18 protein-coding genes are annotated in these 21,575 nt (G+C 58.2%); 15 read left to right on the forward strand and 3 right to left on the reverse strand.

All coding sequences use genetic code 11. The features are described 5' to 3' along the window. Positions 1–104 precede the first annotated feature (104 nt). Complete coding sequence (locus P4G45_RS04460; RefSeq protein ID WP_348268472.1) at positions 105–1,214, reverse strand: ThiF family adenylyltransferase; 1,110 nt, start codon at positions 1,212–1,214, stop codon at positions 105–107. Positions 1,215–1,438: 224 nt separating this feature from the next. On the opposite strand from P4G45_RS04460, the gene P4G45_RS04465 reads away from it, so the two are divergent. The 5 genes from P4G45_RS04465 to P4G45_RS04485 all read left to right on the forward strand — a co-directional run bounded on the left by P4G45_RS04465 (position 1,439) and on the right by P4G45_RS04485 (position 11,780). Continuing rightward, entirely contained in the window at positions 1,439–4,711 is a 3,273-nt protein-coding gene (locus P4G45_RS04465) for a POTRA domain-containing protein (protein WP_348268473.1), read from the forward strand. Next, the gene (locus P4G45_RS04470; RefSeq protein WP_348268474.1) at positions 4,712–5,548 is read left to right on the forward strand and encodes a peptidylprolyl isomerase; all 837 of its coding nucleotides are present in this window, start codon (positions 4,712–4,714) and stop codon (positions 5,546–5,548) included. Further along, a complete protein-coding gene (locus P4G45_RS04475) occupies positions 5,545–9,933 on the forward strand; it encodes a translocation/assembly module TamB domain-containing protein (protein ID WP_348268475.1) in 4,389 nt (1,462 codons plus the stop codon). Before P4G45_RS04470 ends, P4G45_RS04475 begins: the two co-directional genes overlap by 4 nt. 93 nt (positions 9,934–10,026) lie before the next feature. Continuing rightward, on the forward strand, positions 10,027–10,830 hold the full coding sequence (locus P4G45_RS04480) for a BON domain-containing protein (RefSeq protein ID WP_348268476.1): 804 nt from the start codon (positions 10,027–10,029) through the stop codon (positions 10,828–10,830). Between the two features lie 83 nt (positions 10,831–10,913). Then, positions 10,914–11,780 (forward strand): UbiA-like polyprenyltransferase, encoded by an 867-nt coding sequence (locus P4G45_RS04485; protein WP_348268477.1) that lies wholly within the window; start codon positions 10,914–10,916, stop codon positions 11,778–11,780. A gap of 49 nt (positions 11,781–11,829) precedes the next feature. On the opposite strand, the gene P4G45_RS04490 is transcribed toward P4G45_RS04485, so the two are convergent. Both P4G45_RS04490 and P4G45_RS04495 read right to left on the reverse strand, forming a co-directional pair. Continuing rightward, positions 11,830–12,189 (reverse strand): CsbD family protein, encoded by a 360-nt coding sequence (locus P4G45_RS04490; RefSeq protein WP_348268478.1) that lies wholly within the window; start codon positions 12,187–12,189, stop codon positions 11,830–11,832. Positions 12,190–12,253: 64 nt separating this feature from the next. Then, the gene (locus P4G45_RS04495) at positions 12,254–12,403 is read right to left on the reverse strand and encodes a lmo0937 family membrane protein (RefSeq protein ID WP_348268479.1); all 150 of its coding nucleotides are present in this window, start codon (positions 12,401–12,403) and stop codon (positions 12,254–12,256) included. A 149-nt stretch (positions 12,404–12,552) separates the two neighbouring features. Here P4G45_RS04495 and P4G45_RS04500 point away from each other — a divergent pair, with 149 nt between their 5' ends. The 10 genes from P4G45_RS04500 to P4G45_RS04545 all read left to right on the forward strand — a co-directional run bounded on the left by P4G45_RS04500 (position 12,553) and on the right by P4G45_RS04545 (position 21,572). Next, positions 12,553–13,401, forward strand: coding sequence for a prephenate dehydratase domain-containing protein (locus P4G45_RS04500; RefSeq protein WP_348268480.1), 849 nt, complete (start codon positions 12,553–12,555; stop codon positions 13,399–13,401). Positions 13,402–13,545: 144 nt separating this feature from the next. Next, entirely contained in the window at positions 13,546–15,996 is a 2,451-nt protein-coding gene (gene lon, locus P4G45_RS04505) for an endopeptidase La (protein WP_348268481.1), read from the forward strand. Positions 15,997–16,070: 74 nt separating this feature from the next. Then, on the forward strand, positions 16,071–16,622 hold the full coding sequence (locus P4G45_RS04510; protein ID WP_348268482.1) for a DUF488 domain-containing protein: 552 nt from the start codon (positions 16,071–16,073) through the stop codon (positions 16,620–16,622). 26 nt (positions 16,623–16,648) lie between these two features. Beyond that, on the forward strand, positions 16,649–16,915 hold the full coding sequence (locus P4G45_RS04515) for a MoaD/ThiS family protein (RefSeq protein ID WP_348268483.1): 267 nt from the start codon (positions 16,649–16,651) through the stop codon (positions 16,913–16,915). Beyond that, positions 16,912–17,367: a molybdenum cofactor biosynthesis protein MoaE gene (locus tag P4G45_RS04520; RefSeq protein WP_348268484.1), complete on the forward strand. Its 456-nt coding sequence runs from the start codon at positions 16,912–16,914 to the stop codon at positions 17,365–17,367. The genes P4G45_RS04515 and P4G45_RS04520 overlap by 4 nt, the downstream gene beginning before the upstream one ends. After that, positions 17,367–18,293: a VWA domain-containing protein gene (locus P4G45_RS04525; protein WP_348268485.1), complete on the forward strand. Its 927-nt coding sequence runs from the start codon at positions 17,367–17,369 to the stop codon at positions 18,291–18,293. The genes P4G45_RS04520 and P4G45_RS04525 overlap by 1 nt, the downstream gene beginning before the upstream one ends. 30 nt (positions 18,294–18,323) lie before the next feature. Continuing rightward, positions 18,324–19,199, forward strand: coding sequence for an inositol monophosphatase family protein (locus P4G45_RS04530; RefSeq protein WP_348268486.1), 876 nt, complete (start codon positions 18,324–18,326; stop codon positions 19,197–19,199). 176 nt (positions 19,200–19,375) lie between these two features. Next, positions 19,376–19,636: a ferredoxin family protein gene (locus tag P4G45_RS04535; protein ID WP_348268487.1), complete on the forward strand. Its 261-nt coding sequence runs from the start codon at positions 19,376–19,378 to the stop codon at positions 19,634–19,636. Positions 19,637–19,718: 82 nt separating this feature from the next. Next, positions 19,719–20,471, forward strand: a complete 753-nt coding sequence (gene recO / locus P4G45_RS04540; protein ID WP_348268488.1) for a DNA repair protein RecO — start codon at positions 19,719–19,721, stop codon at positions 20,469–20,471. 129 nt (positions 20,472–20,600) lie between these two features. Then, on the forward strand, positions 20,601–21,572 hold the full coding sequence (locus tag P4G45_RS04545) for a glycine--tRNA ligase subunit alpha (protein WP_348269215.1): 972 nt from the start codon (positions 20,601–20,603) through the stop codon (positions 21,570–21,572). The last annotated feature ends 3 nt before the right edge of the window (positions 21,573–21,575 follow it).

Here is a 21,575-nt window from a genome sequence, read left to right on the forward strand (position 1 = left end):
AGAGCAAAAGGCAAAATACTGGGGGTCTTTCCACTGCGCTTCGCTCCGGTCGAGATAACTTTGCTTTGGTCATAAATGATGTGCGTCTGCCGCTTCATGAAGTTTTACGATCCGATGAAGCGGGCGTAGAGGGAGCGGGCGAGGGTTACGTCGGTGGTGCCCTGGATGATGGCGCGGCCATCTGCGAAGAGGGTGAGGGTGTGGGGCGGGCGCTCGAAACGCAGGAGGAGATCGTTGAAACGGACGGTGCCGTGCGGGCTGAGGCGGTCGCGCATGGCGCTGAAGTCGACGGGGCGGTGGTGCTCGTGGATCTGGACGGAGTTTCGTCCGCAGAGTGTGATGTGGGGGCGGCCTTCGCCGGCGAGATGAGTGAACTGCCGCTGGCCACAGACGGTGCAGCCGGGGCGGGGCTGGCTGGTCGAGATCTCGGAGCGCTCGCTCGTCCAGAGGTCGAAGGAGAGTAACGATCGGCGCATGAGGTTCGATTGGCCGGTGAGAAATTTGAGGGCTTCGGTGACCTGGATGGACGCCGCCAGATTGACGGCGGTGCTGAGGATGCCAGAGGTATCGCAGGTTTCGACCGGTCCCGTGGGGGGCTTGGGGAAGATGCAGGCGAGGCAGGCGGTGGGGGAGTAAGGAACAGGGATCGGGGAAAGAGGGTCAGGGGTGCAGCCCGGAGGGAGGATGTTCATGGTTGCAGCGTAGGCGCCGATGGCGGCGGCGTAGATCCAGGGCTTCGCTTGCTGGACGGCGAAGTCGTTGATCAGGTAGCGGGTTTCGAAGTTGTCGGTGGCGTCGAGGATGAGGTCGGCGGAGCTGAGGAGTTCAGCAATGTTGGCTGGAACGAGGTCTGCGATGTGAGCGTGGACGACGACGCCGGAGTTGAAGAGCGCGATCTTGCGGCGGGCGGCTTCGGCCTTGGGCAGAGATTCCAGGGCGTCGGCTTCGTCGAAGAGGACCTGGCGCTGGAGATTGGATGGCTCGACAAAGTCGCGGTCGATGAGGGTAAGCGTGCCGACGCCGGCGCGGGCAAGGAGCGATGCGGAGGCCGCCCCGGTAGCCCCAACTCCTATGATGGCAACGTGGGCGGAGGCGAGCTTCTGCTGACCTGCTTTACCGATGCCGGGAAAGAGCATCTGACGCGAATAGCGGTCTTCATTCGAGATCGTGGTGGAACTCAAAATGGCTGCGGGGATGGAGGCGTCCTGGGGCATAGTAAAAGCGGCTGCGTGCGCTCAAAGAGCGCTGCTCTTTCGTAGTATAGGGAATGCGTGGATGGTTGATGGGAGTTGGCCGACATCGCAGGAGTTTTTGGCATCCAATCCTGCTCAGGGCAAGTCTTATCCTGCTCCGACTAAGTGTTCAGTATTGACTGGTGAGAGAAACAGAGAAATGGCGGGTGTGCTTGTCGGGTTGGCTTAGGAGAGGATGTGCGGGTTTGAGGCTTAGGAGAGGAGGTACTGGGCTCGCGGCGGCGACTCGATTGATTGCCGCGCTTGTGCTGCTGGGCGGTTTTGCGACTGCGCAGAATATTCCTTCGCCTGTTCCCTCTCCGGTTCCGTCGACCACAGATGGAGAGCAGGCTCCTGCCGTGGTGCCGAACCCCAGGATTGTGCCGCAAGCGCCGACTGCGGAGACGCCGGAGGAGGCGCAGCAGCGGATCAACGCATCTCTGGCTGACTTTGGTCCGGCACTTTCGACGACAGTGTGGCAATGGAAGGGGTTGCACGTCAGCAAGATTGAATTTGAAGGGGTGACCTTCGATGCGACGGACAAGTTGCCGAGCCAGCTTGCGCAGAAGGCGGGCGCGCCCTTCGATCCGGAGAAGGTTCGCCAGAGCACGCGACGGTTATTTGCCAGCGGGCGTTATCGCGATGTCGAGGTGAGGGGCGTTCGGCAGGGCGACAGCGTAACGCTGATCTTTGCCGGATCGCCGCGGTATTACGTTGGCCGGGTGACAATTGCGAACGTCAAGAGCGAGCGACTGACTTCGTTGCTTGAGTATGCGACCAAACTGAGTCCGGGGACAGGGCTGACTCGAACGGCAGTGTCGGATGGAGTGGAGGGGATTAGACAGACGCTGGAGCAGCAGGGCTATTACCAGCCGAAGGTCTCTGCGAAGACGGTGACCGATGAAGCTGGAGACCAGGTCAATGTGACGTATACGGTCGATGTTGGGCCGCAGGCGCGCATCGGGCAGGTGCAGTTGGAGGGTACCGACCCTGGACTGACGCTGGAGCAGTTCAAGAAAAAGGGAAAGTTGAAGACCGGGAAAAAAGTGACCCGGGACACGACCAGCAATGCGCTGACGCGACTGCGCGCTCAATATCAGAAGAAGGACCATCTGGAAGCGGTGGTGACGCTGCAGAAGCAGACGTATGTCCCGGTGCGGAAACAACTGGACTACGACTTCCACGCTGACCAGGGACCGGTGGTAAAGGTACTGGTGGAGGGGGTGAAGCTCTCGAAGAGCCGCCTCCATCTACTGGTGCCGATCTTTGAAGAGGGGACCATCGACAACGACCTGCTGAACGAGGGCGTCTACAACATTCGCGACTACGTGCAGCAGCAGGGATACTTCGACGCGACGGTTCAGGTCCGCGTGATCGGAGAAGATACGCCGTCGGAGCGAGTGGTATTCACGGTCGATCGGGGCGCGAAGCACAAGGTGCTCGCTGTGAATATCAAGGGAAATAAGTACTTCACTGCGGACCTTCTCAAAGAGAGGATGCAGGTGCAGAAGGCCAATCTGTACCTGCGCAGTGGACGGTATAGCCCTTCGCTGGTGACGGCGGATGTCAATTCGATTGAGGCGCTGTATCGAGCAAACGGCTTCGATCAGGCCAAGGTGACTACCGATGTTAAGGACGTTGATGATGCACCGGATGGCAAGCCTCTGAAATTCGCGCAGATTCGTGTGACCTATGTGGTGAATGAAGGGAAGCAACAGAAGTTTGGCACCGTCAACCTGGCTGGCGTCGATCCGAGCCGTATGACCGAGATCAAGGGCCTGATGAACTCGCAGCAGGGCCAGCCGTTTTCGCTGGTGACGCTTTCGGGCGACCGTGACGCGGTGCTGGGATACTACCTGAGTCACGGATTTGATCAGGTGAGGGTTGAGGTTAAACAGGAGAACAAGGCTGATGCCACCAAGGTCAATGTCGTGCTGAATGTGACCGAAGGGCCGCAGGTTTTTATCAATCATGTGTTGCTCTCGGGGATCGATCGCACCAAGCCGGCGGTGGTGGAAAAGCGCATCCTGGTGCACCCGGGCGACCCGCTCGACCAGAGCGCGCTGCTGGAGACGCAGAGAAATCTTTACAACATGGCACTCTTCAATGAGGTTGTGGCGGCAGTGCAGAATCCAGCGGGAGATGCGCCCACAAAGAATGTACTGGTGCAGGTGACTGAGGCGAAGCGGTGGAATATTACATACGGAGTTGGACTCGAAGCGCAGACGGGCACCCCGAGCCGGGGCACGATCTCGGAGGCTTCGTGTATACAACTCGGCAATCCCAGTTGCAACAAAGATATAACCCAGAACGGTAAAGCGGGAGTCAGCCCGCGAGTATCGATCGACGTATCGAGAATTAATCTACGCGGTACGGAAGACTCGCTGACGTTGCACGGGTCGTATGGGCTGTTGGAGGAGATTGGAACGCTGACCTTTCAGAATCCGCATTTGTTTGGGAGAAAGGATCTTTCGGCGAGCCTCTCTGGCGGTTACTCGAATGTGCAGGACATCACGACGTTTGCCTCTTCCACGCTGCAGGGTGATTTTCGGGTGACGGAGAAGGTGAAGCGCGCAGATACGTTTATGTACGACTTTCAGTACCGCAGGGTTAAGGTCGATCCCAACAGCCTACAGGTTTCGGCGGACTTGATCCCATTACTCTCGCAGCCTGTCCGGGTAGGCGGGCCCGGGATTACGTGGTTCCACGACACGAGGTCGCCGAGTCCGCTGGATGCGGTGAAGGGCTCGTACACGACCATCCAAGGTTTCCTGGCATCGTCGAAGTTCGGATCGCAGACCGACTTCTACAAGCTCGATGGAACCAACTCGACCTACTATGAGTTCGGCAAACAGAAATATGTGCTGGCGCGAAGCACGCGTATTGGATATGAGCGGGCTTCGGGCGTGAATCCCAACGCAACAACGGACGTCTGTCAGGGAGTCCTGCTGACTACTAACCCCAGTTGCGACGCTGTGCCGCTGCCGGAGCGGCTATATGCCGGCGGTGCGAGTTCGCATCGAGGTTTTGGAATCAATGCTGCGGGGCCGCGTGATCTACAGACGGGTTTCCCGGTAGGCGGCAAGGCCGCGCTGGTCAATTCGCTCGAACTGCGTCTGCCGCCCCCGACGCTGCCCTATGTGGGGAGCAGCGTTAGCTTTGTGGTCTTTCACGATATGGGGAATGTGTTTCAGAATGCGGGCGATATGTTTCCCAGCTTTCTACGGTTTCATCAGCCGAACAAGCAGACGTGCTCGGATGTATCGGGTAAGGTCGGCACGTGCAACTTCAACTATTTCTCTCATGCCGTTGGTTTGGGAGCGCGCTATAAGACTCCCGTTGGGCCGATCCGCGTGGACTTCAGCTATAACCTGAATCCACCGATGTATCCGGTGATCTATGACTTCAATAATCATCCTCCACACGTAGGTCAGGCTGGTCACTTCAATTTTTTCTTCAGCATTGGACAGAGCTTCTAAATGCAATGGATGAGACACAATGCGGGATTTGGGTTGGTTGGCGGACTGATGTTGGCGACTGCGTTGATGCAGCCTGGGACGGGCTGGGCACAGGCTGCTGCCGTGCAGACGCCCACCGCACCGACGTCGGAAACACAGATGCCGACAGCGGAGCCCCCTGCGGCACAGAAGCCTGCCGCACCACTTGGACCTGATTCGTCTCTGCCCGGGGCGGGACAGGGAGCCGTGCTCGACCGGGTCGTTGCAGTGGTGAACGGCGATTTGATTCTTGAGAGCGATATTGATGAGGAGCAGCGATTCGAGGAGATACAGCCTTACCGCGCTGTCGATTCGAACCACTCGCGCGAATTGACCGTGAGACGGCTCATCGATCGAACACTGATCCTTCAGCAGGCAGAGGTTGAGCCCGAGACTGCGGTTTCAGACGGTGAACTCGACGCTCAGCTGGCAACGCTGCGCAAGGACATTCCGGCTTGCAAACAGTATCACTGCGAGACTGAGGCGGGCTGGGCAAAGTATGTGAATGACCACGGTTTCACTGTGGAAGAGTTCCGCGCGCGATGGCGGCAGCGGATGGAGTTGCTGAAGTTCATCGAGGTGCGCTTTCGCAACGGCATTCGGATTTCGGACGACGATATCAAGGCATATTACGAAAAGACGATGCTGCCAGAGTATGCAAAGCGGCATGTGACGCCGCCGAAACTTGAGACGATTTCGCCGCGCATCGAAGAGGTGTTGCTGCAACAGCAGGTCGGCAACCTTCTACGGGACTGGCTGACATCGTTGCGTGCGCAGGGACGCGTACGAATTATGCGACCGGGTGAGGTGGCGCCGTGAGCGATCGAGAGAAGATGCCGCTGCCCGAAAGACTGGAAGAGAAGCTCAATGAGGAGCTCGTCAAGATGAAGCGCTCCCTTGGCGGAAGAGCTGCGCACGTCATTGCGTGGATCTTTGGCGGCTTCAGCATTCTTCTGCTTGTTCTGGTGGCGGCGTTCTCCTGGTACTCGACGACGAATGATTTCAATCAGCGGGTAAGCAAAGCGGTTGTGAACGTGCTGGAGAATGCGACCGGCGGTCGCGTTGAACTTCAGAAGATCAGCTTCAAACTTTGGCACCTTGCCATCGAGGCCGATGGCCTTGTGATTCACGGGCTCGAAGGCCCGGGAGAAGCGCCGTATCTGTCGGCGGACAAGATACAGGTAAGCGTCAGGATCTTCAGCTTCTTTTCTCATGTAGCAGGCACCGGCATCGCATCGCACGTCAGCCTGAGCTTTCTGCGTGTGGACAATCCGCAGGTGCATCTGATAATCGACAAGAACGGGAAGACAAACCAGCCTGTGCCCAAGCATCCGAGTACGAGCAAGGAGCCGGTACTCGATACGCTGCTGGACCTGAAGGCGAAGCAGGTCGAACTGGCGAACGGCGTGCTCCTGCTGAACGATCGGGCGATTCCGTTTGATCTGGCAGCGCGCGATCTCGATGCCGAGGTCCACTACATTGCATCGAGCGATCACTACGGTGCCACGGTCGATCTGAAAGACCTGCGGACGAAGCTTGACAAGGAGCCAGAGGCGAACTCCACGCTGCATGTCGAGGCCGAGGTAGGCCGGAACATGGCTGAGGTAAAAAACCTCGTGCTGCATACGGGCGAGGCATCGGAAGTGAAGGCGAGCGCGAGCATCAAGAACTTCGCCCATCCTGAGTGGCAGGCAAGCGTAGACGGCACTCTGGAACTAAAGCAGATTGCCGTGTTGAGCGGCGTGGACGGATTGAAGGCTGGCACCGTGGACCTCGTCCTGAAAGGCCACAGTTGCTATACGACACCGGCTGCCGCGCAGAAGCATCCCAGATTCTGGCAGCGGCTTCATCCGAAATCGAATGGGAAGCCGAGTACGAAGGTTCTGCCGCCCGACCCGGATTGCGTTGCTGGATATCTGCTGGTGGGCAACGCGAAGATACACAAGGCGGCCTATCGCGATGAGTACGTCAGACTGAGCGATATAGACGGCAGCTCCGATTTACATATCACGCCGACGGAACTGCTGCTGACTGCGTTGACTGGGTACCTTCCCGGCGGGGGAAGCGCGGCGGGCGAGCTGCGCATATCCAACTGGCTGGGCGAGGTCCCGGCGAATGCTCCTGCTTCGCCCACGACGAAGGCCGCGGTGACCACTACCAATGCAACGGCGAATGCGATGGGCGCAAAGGCTCCCATTACAGGAAAGATCGCGTTGCCGCCTGTCGAGCGGGCGCACGCCTATCTGTCGGCCACGATCAACAAAATTCCGCTGCGCACCATCATGGATGTTACGGCGCCGGAGAACTATGGCGATCTGGGTTTTGATACCGCCGTGAGTGGCCCGGTCAAGATGGAATGGGGCGGCCCGGCGAAGGACATCGCCGACACGGTGGTCGCCGATGGCACACTGAAATTTGCGCCGACCGGAGTTCATCGCAAAGGTGCGCTCTCGGATATTCCGGTGACCGGCGAGGCGCGAGCGCATTACTCGGGAACTAACGAGACAGTCCAGATTGAGAATATAACGCTGCAGACGCCGCAATCGAACATCGACGCAAGTGGCATCCTGGGGGTAAATGAAGGCGATCCGCTGACGGCATTGCGCGTCGACTTGACGGTGCGCGACCTTGGCGAATACAACCAGTTGCTGTTGACGCTGGGACTCGAAGGGAATGGCAAGAAGGGCGCAGCGGCAATTCCTGTCGTGCTTCATGGAGCGCTCCAGTTCAACGGAACGGCGCGTGGAGCGATCCGCGATCTCGATGTGAAAGGCCACCTCGACGCGTCAAATGTAGAGGCGAAGATCGGCACGACGGATGCTCTGATCGATTCGCTTGTTGCGAACGCAGAGTACTCGCCCAACTCGGGACTGCTGGTGGCGACTTCGACGGTTAAGCGCGGAACCGCCGTACTGAAGGTGATTGGCGATTTGAAGCCGCGGAAGGTGGTATCGCATCGCGGCGTCACGACCTATGTGTGGGACGAAGGCATGGCTCTCGACGCGCAGGTGCAACTGGCCGATGCGCAGATGGCTGATTTGCTTGAGATAACCGGCCAACAGCAGAAGGTTCCGGTGACGGGAACGGTCGCTGCGAATGGGCATCTGTCGGGAACATTGAAGCAGTTAAACGGCAGTGGGCACCTCTCGCTGCTGAAGGGCATTGCCTATGGAGAGCCGTATGACTCCGCTGCGGCTGACCTGACCGCGCACGGCCAGGATATTGAAGTGAGTAATGTTCTGTTGAAGCTTCATGGAATGGAGATTGCCGGCAATGGCGGCTACGACATGGGCAGTGAACATCTTCACGGCCACATCGAAGGGCAGAATCTTTTGCTGTCAAAGTTCGACACAGTGCAGAAGGCGAATTCCAGCGTAGACGCGACGCTGAGCGTGGTCGCCGATGCGAATGGCACCTTGAAAGAGCCGGGACTGAAGGCCAACGTGAAGCTGTCTGGCATCACCGTCAAAGGGCAGCCTGTGGGCGATGCCGTCGCCGAGGCACACACGCAGGGCGAGACGATGTATGTCACGGCCAACTCAACAGCCGTCGGAGCGAAGCTCGTGGCGACGGGGCAGGTGCAGTTAAGTGGCAACTACGAAACTCAGGCGAAGGTGACGCTGACCGGCCTCGACATTGGCAAGCCATTGGCTATGTTTGGCACCGGCACCCTGAAGGCGCAGTCAGCGATCAATGGTACGGTCACGGTGAGCGGGCCGCTCAAGACACCGAAGGCGCTGAGTGGAACCGCGGAGTTCAACCCGGTCGACGTGACGTTGCAGGGCGTGGAACTGAAGGCCGCCGAACCCTTGCGAGCGAGTCTGAAAGATGGAATGGCGACGGTGGAGCAGCTTCACATCACCGGCCAGGACACGGACCTCAAGTTCAGCGGGACGGCGCAGATATTCGGCGTGACAGATCCGAAGGGTGGCAAGCTGAACGTGAAGGGAAGCGGAAGCGTCAGCATGGCGCTGCTGCATACATTCCGCTCCGACCTGATCACGAGTGGAAAGATCGAGTTTACGGTTGCCGCGGGCGGGCAGGTGAAGAACCCCGCGCTCACTGGCAAGGTGCAGTTCGACAACGTGAACCTGGCTATGGACGGGATTCCGAACGGTCTCAACAAGATGAATGGCACGCTCGTCTTCAATGAAGACCGGCTGCAGGTCGAGAACCTGACGGCAACTACCGGAGGCGGTCAGTTGAAGATTGGCGGCTATATCCGCTATCGCAATGGCCTGTTTGCCGACCTGAACGCGACTGGCGATGTCGTGAGGGTGCGGTTGTATGGCCTGAGTGCTACGGCAACCACAAAGCTGAGGTTGCAGGGTTCTTCGGACAGTGCGCTATTGAGCGGAACGGTGTTGCTGACAAGGTTCGGCGTCGGGCCGGATGTCGACCTTGCGGCATTTGCAGCGACTGGCGGCGTGAGTGCGCCGCCTGACCCGAATGCTCTCTCCAACAAAATTCGCCTCAGTGTACGGATCACGAGTTCGCCGCAGCTGGACTTTCAAAACTCGTACGCCAAACTTGCGGGAACGGTGGACCTGACCGTACGCGGAACGGTTGCGACACCTTCCGTGCTGGGCCGCATCCAGATCACCGATGGCAGTGCGACTTTTGCGGGTACGAAGTACCAGTTGCAGCGCGGCGATGTCTACTTTACCAACCCCGTGCGCATCGACCCGATCATTGATCTCGACGCCACCGCACAGGTCGAGAACTACGACATCACGGTCGGCCTGCATGGAACCATGACGAACCTCAAGCCGACGTACAGATCGGAGCCTCCGTTGAGCGAAGCCGACGTTTTCGCTCTGCTGGCGCTCGGCCGCACCCAGGAAGAGGCGCAGATTTATTCGGAGAAGCAGGCGCAGGCGGGCACAGATCCGACGACCAGCGCGCTGCTTGGCGGAGCACTGAATGCGACCGTGAGCAATCGCGTGGAGAAGCTGTTCGGTGTGGGAAGTGTGAAGATCGATCCCGCATTCGTGGGAACGCTGGGAAACTCGGCGGCAAGAATTACGGTGCAGCAGCAGCTATCGAAGCAGATCACGGCGACCTTTGCCACCAACGTTAACAGTTCGGCGCAGCAGTTGATCCAGGTGCAATATGACCTGAATCACAATATGTCCATCGTGGTGACGCGCGACGAGTCCAACGTCTTCAGTATTGTTTATAAGCTGCGGCAAAGGTATCGTTAGAGCCGATGGAGGGCATTTTTTGCATCTTATCTGTGTGATTTGCCGCGGACCGGCCCGGATACGCTGAGGCTGGTCTGCCGGAAGGAAAGATCGATGCCAGTGAAGAAGAACGTGAAGATTGCAGCACTCCTCGGGTTGTCGTGTGCGCTTATGTTTGGTCCCGTTACTAAAGGCGTAGCACAGGCCCCTGCGGCAACTGCGGCCAGCAGTTCGTCCGACGCGCAGATTCAGGCGGACGTTATGAAGGCGCTGAGCAACAGGAGATTCAAAGGGGTCACTGCTACCGTTCAGGACGGCATCGTCACGCTGAACGGTACGGTTGATGTCTATAGCGACAAGGAAGACGCGGACAAGCGGGCGCATCGCCGCAAGAATGTGAAGGGCGTTCAGAACCTGATTGAAATTGGCGGCCCGGTAGTCGACGATGCGACGCTACGCAATAAGCTGGCGGAAAAGCTTGCTTACGACCGCGTCGGTTATGGAACGACCGCCTTCAACGCCTTGACCATCGGCGTCAAGAATGGTGTGGTCAGCCTGGGAGGCACAGCCTATGGCCCGGTCGATCGGGACTCGGCGGTCAGCCTGGTTTCGAACTATCCCGGAGTAAAGGACGTGATCGACAACATCAACGTCGCGCCCGTATCGCCAATGGATGACCGCATTCGGTTGGCAGAGGCACGGGCCATTTACGGCGCGCCGCAGTTGAATAAGTATGCGCTCGATCCGGCCAAGCCTATTCGGATCACGGTCATCAATGGCAACGTCACCTTGTCGGGTGTGGTGGATAGCCAGTCGGACAAAGACATTGCCAACATCCGCGCGAACGGCGTTCCGGGAGTCTTCAAGGTGATCAACGACCTGCAAGTCGCTGGCGCGCCACCTGAAGCCGAGAAATAGATTTAGAAATAGTTCAGATTGATAAAGCATTGGGGCTACCTCGACAAACGGCGGGGTTGCCCCAATTCTTTTACGATAGAGCAATGAGCTCATTGTGGAAGAGTACGGTTGTAACGCTTGAGATGATCAAGTGGGAGCACTCGATCTTTGCGCTGCCGTTCGCGCTTACCGGAGCGGTGCTGGCCGCCGATGGCTGGCCTCCGCTGCGGGTGCTGGGCTGGATCGTGGTTTGCATGGTGGCAGCGCGGTCGGCGGCGATGGCCTTCAACCGCCTTGTCGATGCTCGTCTTGATGCGGCCAATCCAAGGACGGCGATGCGGGCAATTCCTGCAGGTGCCTTGAGCGGGAGATTCGTCGGCGGCTTTGTTGTGGTATCGGTGGTTGTCTTCGCGCTCGGTGCGGCGATGCTGAACAAACTTACCCTCGAACTCGCTCCAGTAGCGCTGGCCGTGGTGCTGGCATACAGCTACATGAAGCGCATTACGCGATGGTCGCACTTAGTTCTGGGACTGGCGCTGGGGATTGCTCCATCGGCAGCATGGATCGCAGTGCGTGGACACTTCGATATGCGCATCGCGGTGCTGACGGTCGCTGTGCTGCTGTGGGTCGGCGGCTTTGACGTGCTTTATGCCTGCCAGGATTTTGAGCATGATCGCAAGGTCGGGCTGAATAGCGTGCCGCAGGCTTTTGGCATCGCCCCCGCATTCTGGATCGCTCGCGCCATGCATGCCGGTATGCTGCTAATGCTCTGCTGGCTGATCGTGCTCTTCGGGCTTGGGAAGGTCGCTGTGTTTGGCGTGGTGCTGGTGGCATTGTTGCTGCTCTACGAGCATCTGATCATTTCGCCGAAAGACATGCGGCGGATGAATGCAGCCTTCTTTACCCTGAACGGTGTTATCTCGGTGGTGTTTTTTGGCTTCGTCGCGGCGGACGTCTTACTCCGGCGATAACAAAAGGCCCACCGCGAAGGGTGGGCCTTTGCCTGCTGTTTGCTGCGGTTTAGTGGACTTGCCGGATATCGTCGTCGTGATGCAGGTGATGCTTCACCTCATCCAGCTTAGTGTTGATCTTGTCTTTAACGTTCTGCGCGGTGGATGTGACCTTCTCGCGAACATCGTGAGCCTTTTCGTCACTGCGTGCTTTCAGATCCGCGCCTTCTGCGGTGCTACGGGCGCGTGCTTTGTCGCTCACGTCCGCTGCCGTGTCCTTTGCGTTGCCCCAGGCTTCCTTCACGTTGCCTTTTACCTGCTGGGCTGCACCAGAGTTGGCAAGTTTCTGATTGCCAACTGCTTCGCCGACTTTCTCTTTGACTTTGCCGGCAACCTGGTCGAGTTTACCCGTTACTTTGTCCTTGTTCATTGAGTGGCTCCGTTTTTCCGTACGTTTGCGTATGTTTGTTGAGGACCGTATTTTTTCGTCGGCCCTAAACTGCTCGTCTACCTGACATGAGGTTGAAGATAAGAACGATGATGGCAAGGACCAAAAGAATATGGATCCAGCCGCCGAGGGTGTAGCTGCTGACCAACCCTACAATCCAGAGGATGAAGAGGATAATCGTGATAGTCCAAAGCATGGGTCGTTCTCCTGAAGTTAATGTCTGGCGCGGTTGATGCCGTTCGCTATAAATGACCGCTTATGGCACGTGGCCTTCCTGTTGTAAGTTGCCGGGGAGAAGAACGAGGTTGCCAGTGAGCATAAAATATGAGTTTTTGAGAGGTCAGATTGAAGATCGCAATTCAGGGAGAGATGGGGTCGAATAGTCACATGGCGACTCTGGAGATGCTGGGGAGCGCTGATATTCTGGCGTGCAGCGTATCTGCCGAAGTCATGGCAAAGCTGGTAGCGGGCGAGGTCGATGGCGCTGTGCTGCCCATCGAAAACAGTCTCCATGGGTCGGTGGCCGAGCACTATGACCTTTTGCTTGAGCTTCCTGTGCGCATCGAGCGCGAGAGCCAGATGCATATCCGCCACAATCTAATCGCCATGCCCGGGGTCAAACTGCGAGATATTCGCCGGGTGATGTCTCATCCGGTTGCCTTGTCGCAGTGCCGCCACTTTTTTGCCGCTCATCCCGAGTTCGAGGCCGTGCCATTCTATGACACGGCAGGGAGTGTGAAACATCTGATGGAGGCAGGTTTACGGGATACTGCCGGTATGGCCCCGGAGCTGGCCGCCACTGAATATGGCGCCGAAGTTTTGATGGCCGGGGTGGAAGATCACGCTGAAAACTACACCCGCTTTCACCTGATCCGACGTGCAGAAGCTGCCGTTGAAGACGTGGAAGTAGAAGAGGCAAACAAGGTAAGCGTGGCCTTTGCCGTCGAACACCGGCCGGGTACCCTTGTGGATGCCTTGAAGCTGCTGGCTGCGGCAGATGTCGACCTGACCAAGATCGAGTCACGCCCCGTCCCGGGCAGCCCCTGGGAGTACGTGTTTTACGTCGATATCCGGTTTGCGGACGCGGCCAGAGCCGATGCCGCGGTCGCTGCGCTGCGGGACCATTGCCGCATGGTTAAGGTGCTGGGACGCTACCGGGCAGCCGAAACGAACCTTCAGGAGATCAACAAATGAGTTGCCGGGAGTGCCTTTGATGAATAAGCTCACTTCTGCCGATGACGGAGGGAGGGCAGGCGGCGTCTTAGAGACAGGCACGGGTTGCGACCAGATTAAGACTTGCTGCATCCAATAGCTAGTAATTTGATAGAGGAACACTCAATGCCAAACGATTTTGTAAGTGTGATTCAACCAAAGGCTCCAAAAAACGGAGAAACGGCTGGAGATCAGTCAGTTGCCAAAAGCCCTATCCCGGTACTTCCAGTGCGGGACACGGTGCTTTTCCCTCATGCCGTCCTGCCGTTGACGGTCGGGCGTGAGAGCTCGATCCAGCTCATCCAGTCGCTTGGCGAGGAAAAGACCATTCTTGTGGTGGCACAACGGGATGCCCGCCAGGACACGCCACTGGGAGCAGATTTATACGCTATTGGCACCCTCGCGACCGTTCATAAAGTAGTGAAAATGCCTAACCAGAGCCTGTTCGTCTTCACAGAAGGCAACGAGCGCGTCCATGTGGGAGAGTTTTCGCAGTTGACGCCATTCATGACGGCTGAGTATGCGCCAATCGAGGAGATCCCCCCGACCGGCTCCCCCGAAGCCGAGGCCCTTCAGCGCAACGTGGTCAGCCAGTTTCAGGCGATCGTGACATCGTCGCCGACCCTGTCAGACGATCTTCAGACGATTGCGATCAATATCGATGAGCCGGGGCGGCTGGCCGACTTTATCGCTTCGTCGCTGCCGTTTTTGACGACGACCGACAAGCAGGAGCTACTCGAAACGCCGGATGTCTCGGCACGTCTTGAGCGCATTAACAAGCACCTTGCCAAGGAGATTGAGGTTCAGCAGCTTCGCAACAAGATTCAGAGCGAGGTGCAGGACTCGGTGCAGCAGTCGCAGCGCGACTACTACCTGCGCGAGCAGATGAAGGCCATCCAGAAGGAACTGGGTGATCTTGACGACTCGCAGAAGGATATCGCCGAGCTGAGGGAGAAGATCGAAAATGCCGGAATGCCGGAGGAGGTCAAGAAAGACGCCCTCAAGGAACTCGGCCGTCTGAGCCGGATGAACGCGATGGCCGCCGACTACAGCCTGACGCGCAACTACGTCGAGTGGCTGGCCGTGTTGCCGTGGTCGAAGAGCTCCGCCAGCGAGATCGACATCGTTAAAGCGAAGGAGATCCTTGATACGGACCACTACGGCTTGCAGAAGGTCAAAGACCGCATTCTGGACTATCTCTCCGTCCGCCGTCTGAAGCCGGACATGAAGGGGCCTATCCTCTGCTTCGTGGGACCTCCGGGCGTTGGCAAAACATCGCTTGGACGCAGCATCGCGCGTTCGCTGGGGCGCAAATTCTCCCGCATTTCGCTCGGCGGCATGCACGACGAGGCTGAGATTCGTGGCCATCGCCGCACCTACATCGGTGCGCTTCCGGGCCAGATTATCCAGAACCTGAAGCGCGTCGAGACCAACGATCCCGTCTTCATGCTTGACGAGATCGACAAGCTGGGCCGCGATTTCCGTGGCGACCCTGCAAGCGCGCTGCTTGAGACGTTGGACCCGGAACAGAACAACACGTTCCGCGACAACTATCTCGACCAGCCGTTCGACCTGTCGAAGGTGCTCTTCATCTGCACGGCGAATCAGCTCGATACGGTTCCTGCGCCGCTGCTCGACCGGATGGAGATCATTGAGCTCACCGGGTATACCGAAGAGGAAAAGGTCAACATCGCTGAACGCTACCTTATTCCGCGCCAGATCAAGGAGAACGGCATCAATTCGGAGATGGTCGAGTTCCCGACGGCAAGCGTCCACCTGATCTCACGGCATTACACCCGCGAAGCAGGCGTCCGCAAGCTCGAACAGCTCATCGGAACGGTCTGCCGCAAGGTAGCCCGCCGTGTGGCCGAAGGCAAGACGGAGAAGGTCGTCATCACTCCGGAGATCGTTCACGAGTTCCTTGGCGGTGTTAAGGTCCGTGTCGATACCGAGATTGCCGAGCGCACCAAGCGTGCAGGCGTCGCGGTCGGCCTGGCCTGGACACCGGCAGGCGGTGACGTGCTATTCATCGAAGCCAACCGTATGAAGGGCAAGGGCGGCTTCACCATTACCGGACAGATCGGCGATGTGATGAAGGAGAGTATGCAGGCTGCGCTTACCTGGGTCCGGTCCAACGCCGCTTCGCTGGGGCTCGATGAGGACTTCACCAAGGACTCTGATCTGCACATTCACGTGCCGGCGGGAGCTATCCCGAAGGACGGCCCATCGGCTGGCGTGACCATGGCCACGGCGTTGGTGAGCCTCTTGACGGATACCCCGGTGCATCCATTGACCGCGATGACCGGCGAGATAACGCTTAGCGGCAATGTGTTGCCGGTGGGCGGAATCAAGGAGAAGTTCCTTGCCGCCAAGCGGGCGGGCGTTCGCGACGTCATCATGCCGACCGAGTGCAAGCAGCAGGTGGACGAAGACCTCACTCCCGACCAGATCGAGGGTGTCAAGATCCACTATGCCTCGCGCATCGAAGAGGTGCTCGCCGTAGCGTTGCCGCACACCAAGCGGGAAGCAGTTGAGGACGAGCAAGTCCGCGAAGAAGTATTACAAGCAGTGGTATAACAATCTCGCATCCAATCAAGGGCGGCTCCCGCAGTGGGGTCGCCCTTTTCTTTGGCCAGGAGGGAGCCTTCAGCATGATGACCATCGGCCACTCGACATTGCCGCTGGAAGTTTTTATCCAGGCTCTCAAAGACAACTCCTGCAATCTTCTGGTGGACGTAAGAAGCATCCCACGTTCCCGCCACAACCCTCAGTTTGAGCAGCCAACGCTCTTCGCGGCGCTCGAAGCTGAAGAGATTGCCGCCGTGTGGAATCAAGCTCTCGGTGGCCGTCGCCGCACCCACAAGGACAGCTTCAATCGGGGCTGGCGAAACACCAGCTTTCGCGGCTATGCGGACTACATGCAGACGCCGGAGTTTTCTGCGCAGATCGACTGGCTGATGGCGCTGCCCAACCTCGATGCCACCGTGGTGATGTGCGCCGAGGCAGTTCCGTGGCGCTGCCACCGCTCACTGATCAGCGATGCGGTACTCGCCCGTGGCGGTATCGCCGAAGACATCTTCGTTCCGGCAAAGGGCAGCAGCTTCCGCAAGCCGCATGAGCTTACGAAGTTTGCGCGGGTTGAGGGTTCGCGGGTCTGGTATCCCTCGCTGGAAGAGGAAGCGAACCCAACGCTGTTCGACTAAAGTCCCCAGCGCGGTATGCTACGGATATGCGCGTCAACGTGCTTTATTTTGGAACATTGAAGGATTTATTTGCCCTCCAGCAGGAGCCGCTGAACCTGCCTGAGGGCGCGACCGTCGAAGCTCTTCTCAGCCTTTTACGCGCTCAAACGTCTAAGCAGAGCGACATTTGGAGGACACTCGCGGTGGCGGTCAATCGAGATTATGCCGGTTTGGCGACGGTGCTTCGCGAAGGCGATGAAGTTGCTCTTCTGCCACCGGTAAGCGGCGGCTCGCAAAGCAGGTGCGAGGCATGAGAGTTGAGCTAGGCACCGCAGTCATTCCCTCGGCGCAAGTGTTGGATGAGATGAAGGCCGCCACCGACGGCGCGGTCTGCGTCTTCGACGGCATCGTGCGCGACAATACGCGTGGACGCAGGACGCTGTTTCTTGATTACGAAGCTTATGAAGAGATGGCGCTCGACCAGATGCGCGGTCTTGCCGCTGAAGCCATAACAAAATTTCCCATCCGCGACGTGGCCCTGCTGCATCGCCTGGGACGGCTTGAAGTCGGCGAGACCAGCGTGCTGATCGTCGTCGTCTCCGCGCATCGCGGAGCGGCCTTCGACGCCTGCCGCTGGCTAATCGATACGCTTAAAAAGACTGTCCCCATCTGGAAGAAGGAGCACTTCGTCGATGGTGCGGTATGGGCGGCGGGCGAGCCGTTCCCGGATGAGATCGTGGCCGCTATCGACCAGGAGACGAAGTGATGAAGCTGGCTGCCGTCATGCTTGCCGCAGCGCTGATGCCGCAGGCCCCGATTGAGCGCCGGCCGCCGCCGCAGGTGCCGACGATCAAGGTCGAAACTCGGCTGGTGAACGTCGCCGTTAACGTATTGGATGAGCATGGTGCGCCCGTCTCAGGACTTACGCAGAATGACTTTCAGATTGCTGAGGACGGTCGCCCGCAGAAGATTGCCTTCTTTGAGAAAGAGTCGTCGACGCCGCTCTCCATCGTCCTCGCAATTGACGCCAGTGCAAGCGTGATGGCGGATGCGCGGCTGGAAAAGGAGGCAGCCAAACACTTCGTCAATGCGCTGCTCCGCGACCAGGACGAGCTCGACCTGATGGATTTTTCCGACACGGTTCGCGAGATTGTGCCGTTCACCAATCAAAAAAAGGAGATCGAGCGTGGTCTGAACGATTTGAAGCCGGGAGATGAAACGGTTCTGTACGACGCCATTTACCTGGGCTCGCAGCGTCTGGCCGGCACTCCTCAGGCCGCGGGGCGACGGCGCGTTCTGGTGCTGATTACCGACGGCGTCGATACCAACGGAACGCGCTATGAACAGGCGTTAGAGGAGGCGCAGCGTGCCGGGGCCATGGTCTACTCGCTCATCATTGTCCCTGTCGAGGCGGACGCGGGGCGCAACACCGGAGGCGAACACGCCCTTATCCAGATGGCGCAGGACACGGGAGGAAAGTATTACTACGTGGGAGACCCGAAGGATCTGGAACCAGCCTTCGCGCACCTGTCGGATGATCTGCGCACACAGTACGTGCTTGGCTACTATGCTCCGCAAGGGGTACGACACGAGCAATCATTACGCGCAATTAACGTTCAGATGAAAGATCCATCCTTACGCGGGAACTATATTCTGCGCTACCGCACCGGATACTATTCGGATGCGCGTTAGTCTTATGACTGGAAGACTGGGAGGTCGTTTGTGAATAAATTCGAGTTTGCACATGTGGCAGATGGAATTGCGCGACAGGCCGGAGCGCTGCTTCGGAAGTTCTATGAAAAAGGCGTGTCCACCGAGTACAAGGGCGACGTCGATATAGTCACCGAGGCCGACCGGGCCAGCGAGCAGCTCATCCGCGAGAAGTTGAAGATGGCATTTCCGACCCATGGGGTCTATGGCGAAGAGGGAACTCGGGACCAGATGGAGAGCGAGTACCGTTGGTACGTCGATCCGCTCGACGGTACTACCAACTTCGCCCACGGCTTTCCGGCTTTCTGCGTCGTGCTTGGGCTGGAGCATCGTCCCGCGGGACTGGCCGCTGATGCGGACGGCGAGATCATCGCTGGAGTCGTCTACGATCCACTGCGCAACGAGATGTTCTCGGCAGAGCGAGGCAAGGGTGCCTTCCTTAATGGGCGCGCTATCCATGTCTCAAAGACCAAGACGTTGCAGGAGTCGCTGACCGCAACCGGCTTCCCCAGTCATAAACGGCATGCCAGCCCGAATATTCACTTCTATCATCAGATCACGTTGCGTTCTCACGGAGTTCGCCGCGCTGGTTCGGCCGCGCTGGATCTGGCTTACGTGGCATGCGGTCGTCTTGATGGCTTCTGGGAGTTCAACCTGAATCCCTGGGATACATCGGCCGGAGTGCTGCTGGTGACCGAGGCAGGAGGAACGGTGACTCGCTTCGATGGCAGCAAGTTCACGTTGGACAGCAGTGAGGTGCTGGCGACAAATGGGCTGATTTTGCCGGAGATAAAGAACGTCTTCACCGAGCTGTTCGCGGGCAGAGGATTGGAGCCTATTCCTACACCGGCAGAGTTCGCCGCGAGGCGGGCTGAGGCTGCCAAGTAAATGCGAGGGGGAGGCGGATAGAGTTCCGTAGCGAAACCCCACGAACCAGGTTCAGAAAAGTCGTACTTCCTGAGAGCAATCCATTTGCAGAGCAAGTAGGAAGTGCTGCTAAAATCGAGACACAAGCTCAGACACAACCAGTGATTTTCAAGTTGTAAAAAGGGAGATTTAACGAGATGGCTTATGTGATTGCGGAACCTTGTATCGGGACGAAGGACTCGGCTTGCGTAGACGCCTGCCCGGTGGACTGCATCCACCCGAAGAAGGATGAGGACGGCCACGCCGACTCCGAACAACTGTTTATTGATCCGGTCGAGTGCATCGACTGCGGCGCATGTGTTCCCGTCTGCCCGGTATCGGCGATCTATGCAGCCGACGACCTGCCGGAAAAGTGGGCCGACTACCAGACCAAGAACGCAGCTCACTTCGGACGGTAGTTCCATAGCGATACGAACATCGAAAGCGCGCGGCCAAGGGGCTGCGCGCTTTGTTTTGTGTTGAAGTAACAAGCGGGCGCGGATGATTCAGCGGCAGAGCGAGGCGATCGTATTGCGAGCATGGCCCTTTCAGGAGGCGGACCTTCTGGTTAGCCTGTTCACGCGCGAACAGGGACGCATCAAGGGAGTGGCCCGCCATGCCATGCGTTCCCGCCGCCGCTTTGGTGGAGCGCTGGAGCCGATGACCCACGTTCGCGCCAGCTATGCGGAGAGGCCGCGACAGGAACTCGTACGCCTCGACGCATTCGAGATCCTCTTCTCCCCACTGAGCCAGCCCATCGACTATGCTCGGACCGCGGCACTGCAACTGGTAGCCGAGGTTCTGGAAGAAGCGCTGCCGGAGCAGGCTCCCGAAGATGCGGTGTTTCGTCTGGCGCTGGCGGTTTTACAAGAGATTCAGGTGGGCCAGGTGTCGGTTCCGGTGACTTATTTCGCCCTCTGGATGAACCGCCTGATGGGATGGATGCCGGAGCTTGGCCACTGCGTCGTCTGCGGTCTCGACCTGCGCGGCGGCACCGTTTGGTACTCACCAACCAGTGACGGAGTTACCTGCGCCGACGACCGCCGCAACGGCAGCCTGGCCCTCTCTGCCGAGTCGGTTTCCATCGCCGTCCGCGTCTTTCGCGGAACGGTGCGCGAGCTGGCAAAGGAGCCATGGCCTGCAACTCAACTCGAGAGCCTTCAGCGATTCGCAGTAGATACATTGGAGCGGCACCTCGAACGAAAGCTGACCAGCGCCCGGGCATTGTCACGGATCGGGAGAAATTCAGCTTGAAATATCGGGAGAGGGAAATGACCATCGTTGTGTGACCATAGCCGCTCAATGGTTGAACGGGCCGGAAAAATTTGCTCCAGAAAAAACAACATTTAGAATCGGATGACTACACAAACAGAAAAGAGACCCATGCAGGCGACAGGTGAGAAGAAGGCAGCGCGTACATTTCCCGCCCTAACATTTCAGGAGCTTTTGTTTACCCTGCAGCGATTCTGGGCCGATCAGGGTTGCGTGTTGCAACAGCCTTATGACGTTGAAGTTGGCGCAGGTACCATGTCGCCCGACACTTTCCTCCGAGTCCTCGGGCCCAAGCCGGTGCGGATTGCGTACGCGCAGCCTTCGCGTCGCCCGGCGGATGGCCGCTATGGTGAAAACCCTAACCGCCTCTTTCGTCACACTCAGCTTCAGGTAATTCTGAAACCGCCACCGGTTCGTATTCAAGAGCTTTATCTTGAGTCACTTACCGCCATCGGGATTGATCTGCGCGAGCACGATATCAAGTTCGAAGAGGATAACTGGGAGTGGCCCGTGGGAGGCGCGTGGGGTGTGGGCTGGCAGGTGATGCTGGACGGTCTTGAAATTACCCAATTCACCTATTTTCAGCAGTGCGGAGGCATGGACCTTGACCCGATCTGCGGCGAAATCACTTATGGACTGGAACGAATCGCAGGGTTCTTGCAGGATGTTGACTCTATCTACGACATCGTCTGGGCGGTCGAACCGGATACGGGCCGCAAGGTAACGTACGGCGAAATGCGGCTGGCGGAAGAAGAGCAATTTTCCGCATACAGCTTTGATTACGCTGATGTTGCGAAGCTGTGGGAGCATTTGAATCTCTACGAATCAGAGTGCCTAAGTCTATTGGATCAAGCCAAAGGCTTCGAAAAAATGGACCAGCTCGAATTGAAGCGATTTCCGGTGCTGGGTGCGTATGAGCTGGCGTTGAAGTGTTCTCATGTCTTCAACTTGCTGGATGCGCGGGGAGCCATCTCGGTCACCGAACGAGTGGGCGTGATGGCGCGGATTCGAACGCTGGTTGTGGGTGTAGCCAGGATTTATGCGGCGCAGGGACAGCAACTTAGCGGCACAGTGAAAGAGTAAGGA

The sequence above is a fragment of the Edaphobacter paludis genome (assembly GCF_039993895.1).
In the GTDB taxonomy this organism is placed as follows: domain Bacteria; phylum Acidobacteriota; class Terriglobia; order Terriglobales; family Acidobacteriaceae; genus Edaphobacter; species Edaphobacter paludis.

Excerpts from the sequence above, each read along its gene's own strand:
- P4G45_RS04485 (WP_348268477.1), top strand. The coding sequence starts at position 10,914 with ATGAGCTCATTGTGGAAGAGTACGGTTGTAACGCTTGAGATGATCAAG.
- P4G45_RS04535 (WP_348268487.1), top strand. The coding sequence starts at position 19,376 with ATGGCTTATGTGATTGCGGAACCTTGTATCGGGACGAAGGACTCGGCT.
- P4G45_RS04470 (WP_348268474.1), top strand. The coding sequence starts at position 4,712 with ATGCAATGGATGAGACACAATGCGGGATTTGGGTTGGTTGGCGGACTG.
- P4G45_RS04495 (WP_348268479.1), bottom strand. The coding sequence starts at position 12,403 with ATGCTTTGGACTATCACGATTATCCTCTTCATCCTCTGGATTGTAGGG.
- P4G45_RS04520 (WP_348268484.1), top strand. The coding sequence starts at position 16,912 with ATGAGAGTTGAGCTAGGCACCGCAGTCATTCCCTCGGCGCAAGTGTTG.
- P4G45_RS04525 (WP_348268485.1), top strand. The coding sequence starts at position 17,367 with ATGAAGCTGGCTGCCGTCATGCTTGCCGCAGCGCTGATGCCGCAGGCC.
- P4G45_RS04545 (WP_348269215.1), top strand. The coding sequence starts at position 20,601 with ATGCAGGCGACAGGTGAGAAGAAGGCAGCGCGTACATTTCCCGCCCTA.
- P4G45_RS04480 (WP_348268476.1), top strand. The coding sequence starts at position 10,027 with ATGCCAGTGAAGAAGAACGTGAAGATTGCAGCACTCCTCGGGTTGTCG.
- P4G45_RS04510 (WP_348268482.1), top strand. The coding sequence starts at position 16,071 with ATGATGACCATCGGCCACTCGACATTGCCGCTGGAAGTTTTTATCCAG.
- P4G45_RS04515 (WP_348268483.1), top strand. The coding sequence starts at position 16,649 with ATGCGCGTCAACGTGCTTTATTTTGGAACATTGAAGGATTTATTTGCC.
- lon (WP_348268481.1), top strand. The coding sequence starts at position 13,546 with ATGCCAAACGATTTTGTAAGTGTGATTCAACCAAAGGCTCCAAAAAAC.
- P4G45_RS04490 (WP_348268478.1), bottom strand. The coding sequence starts at position 12,189 with ATGAACAAGGACAAAGTAACGGGTAAACTCGACCAGGTTGCCGGCAAA.
- P4G45_RS04460 (WP_348268472.1), bottom strand. The coding sequence starts at position 1,214 with ATGCCCCAGGACGCCTCCATCCCCGCAGCCATTTTGAGTTCCACCACG.
- recO (WP_348268488.1), top strand. The coding sequence starts at position 19,719 with ATGATTCAGCGGCAGAGCGAGGCGATCGTATTGCGAGCATGGCCCTTT.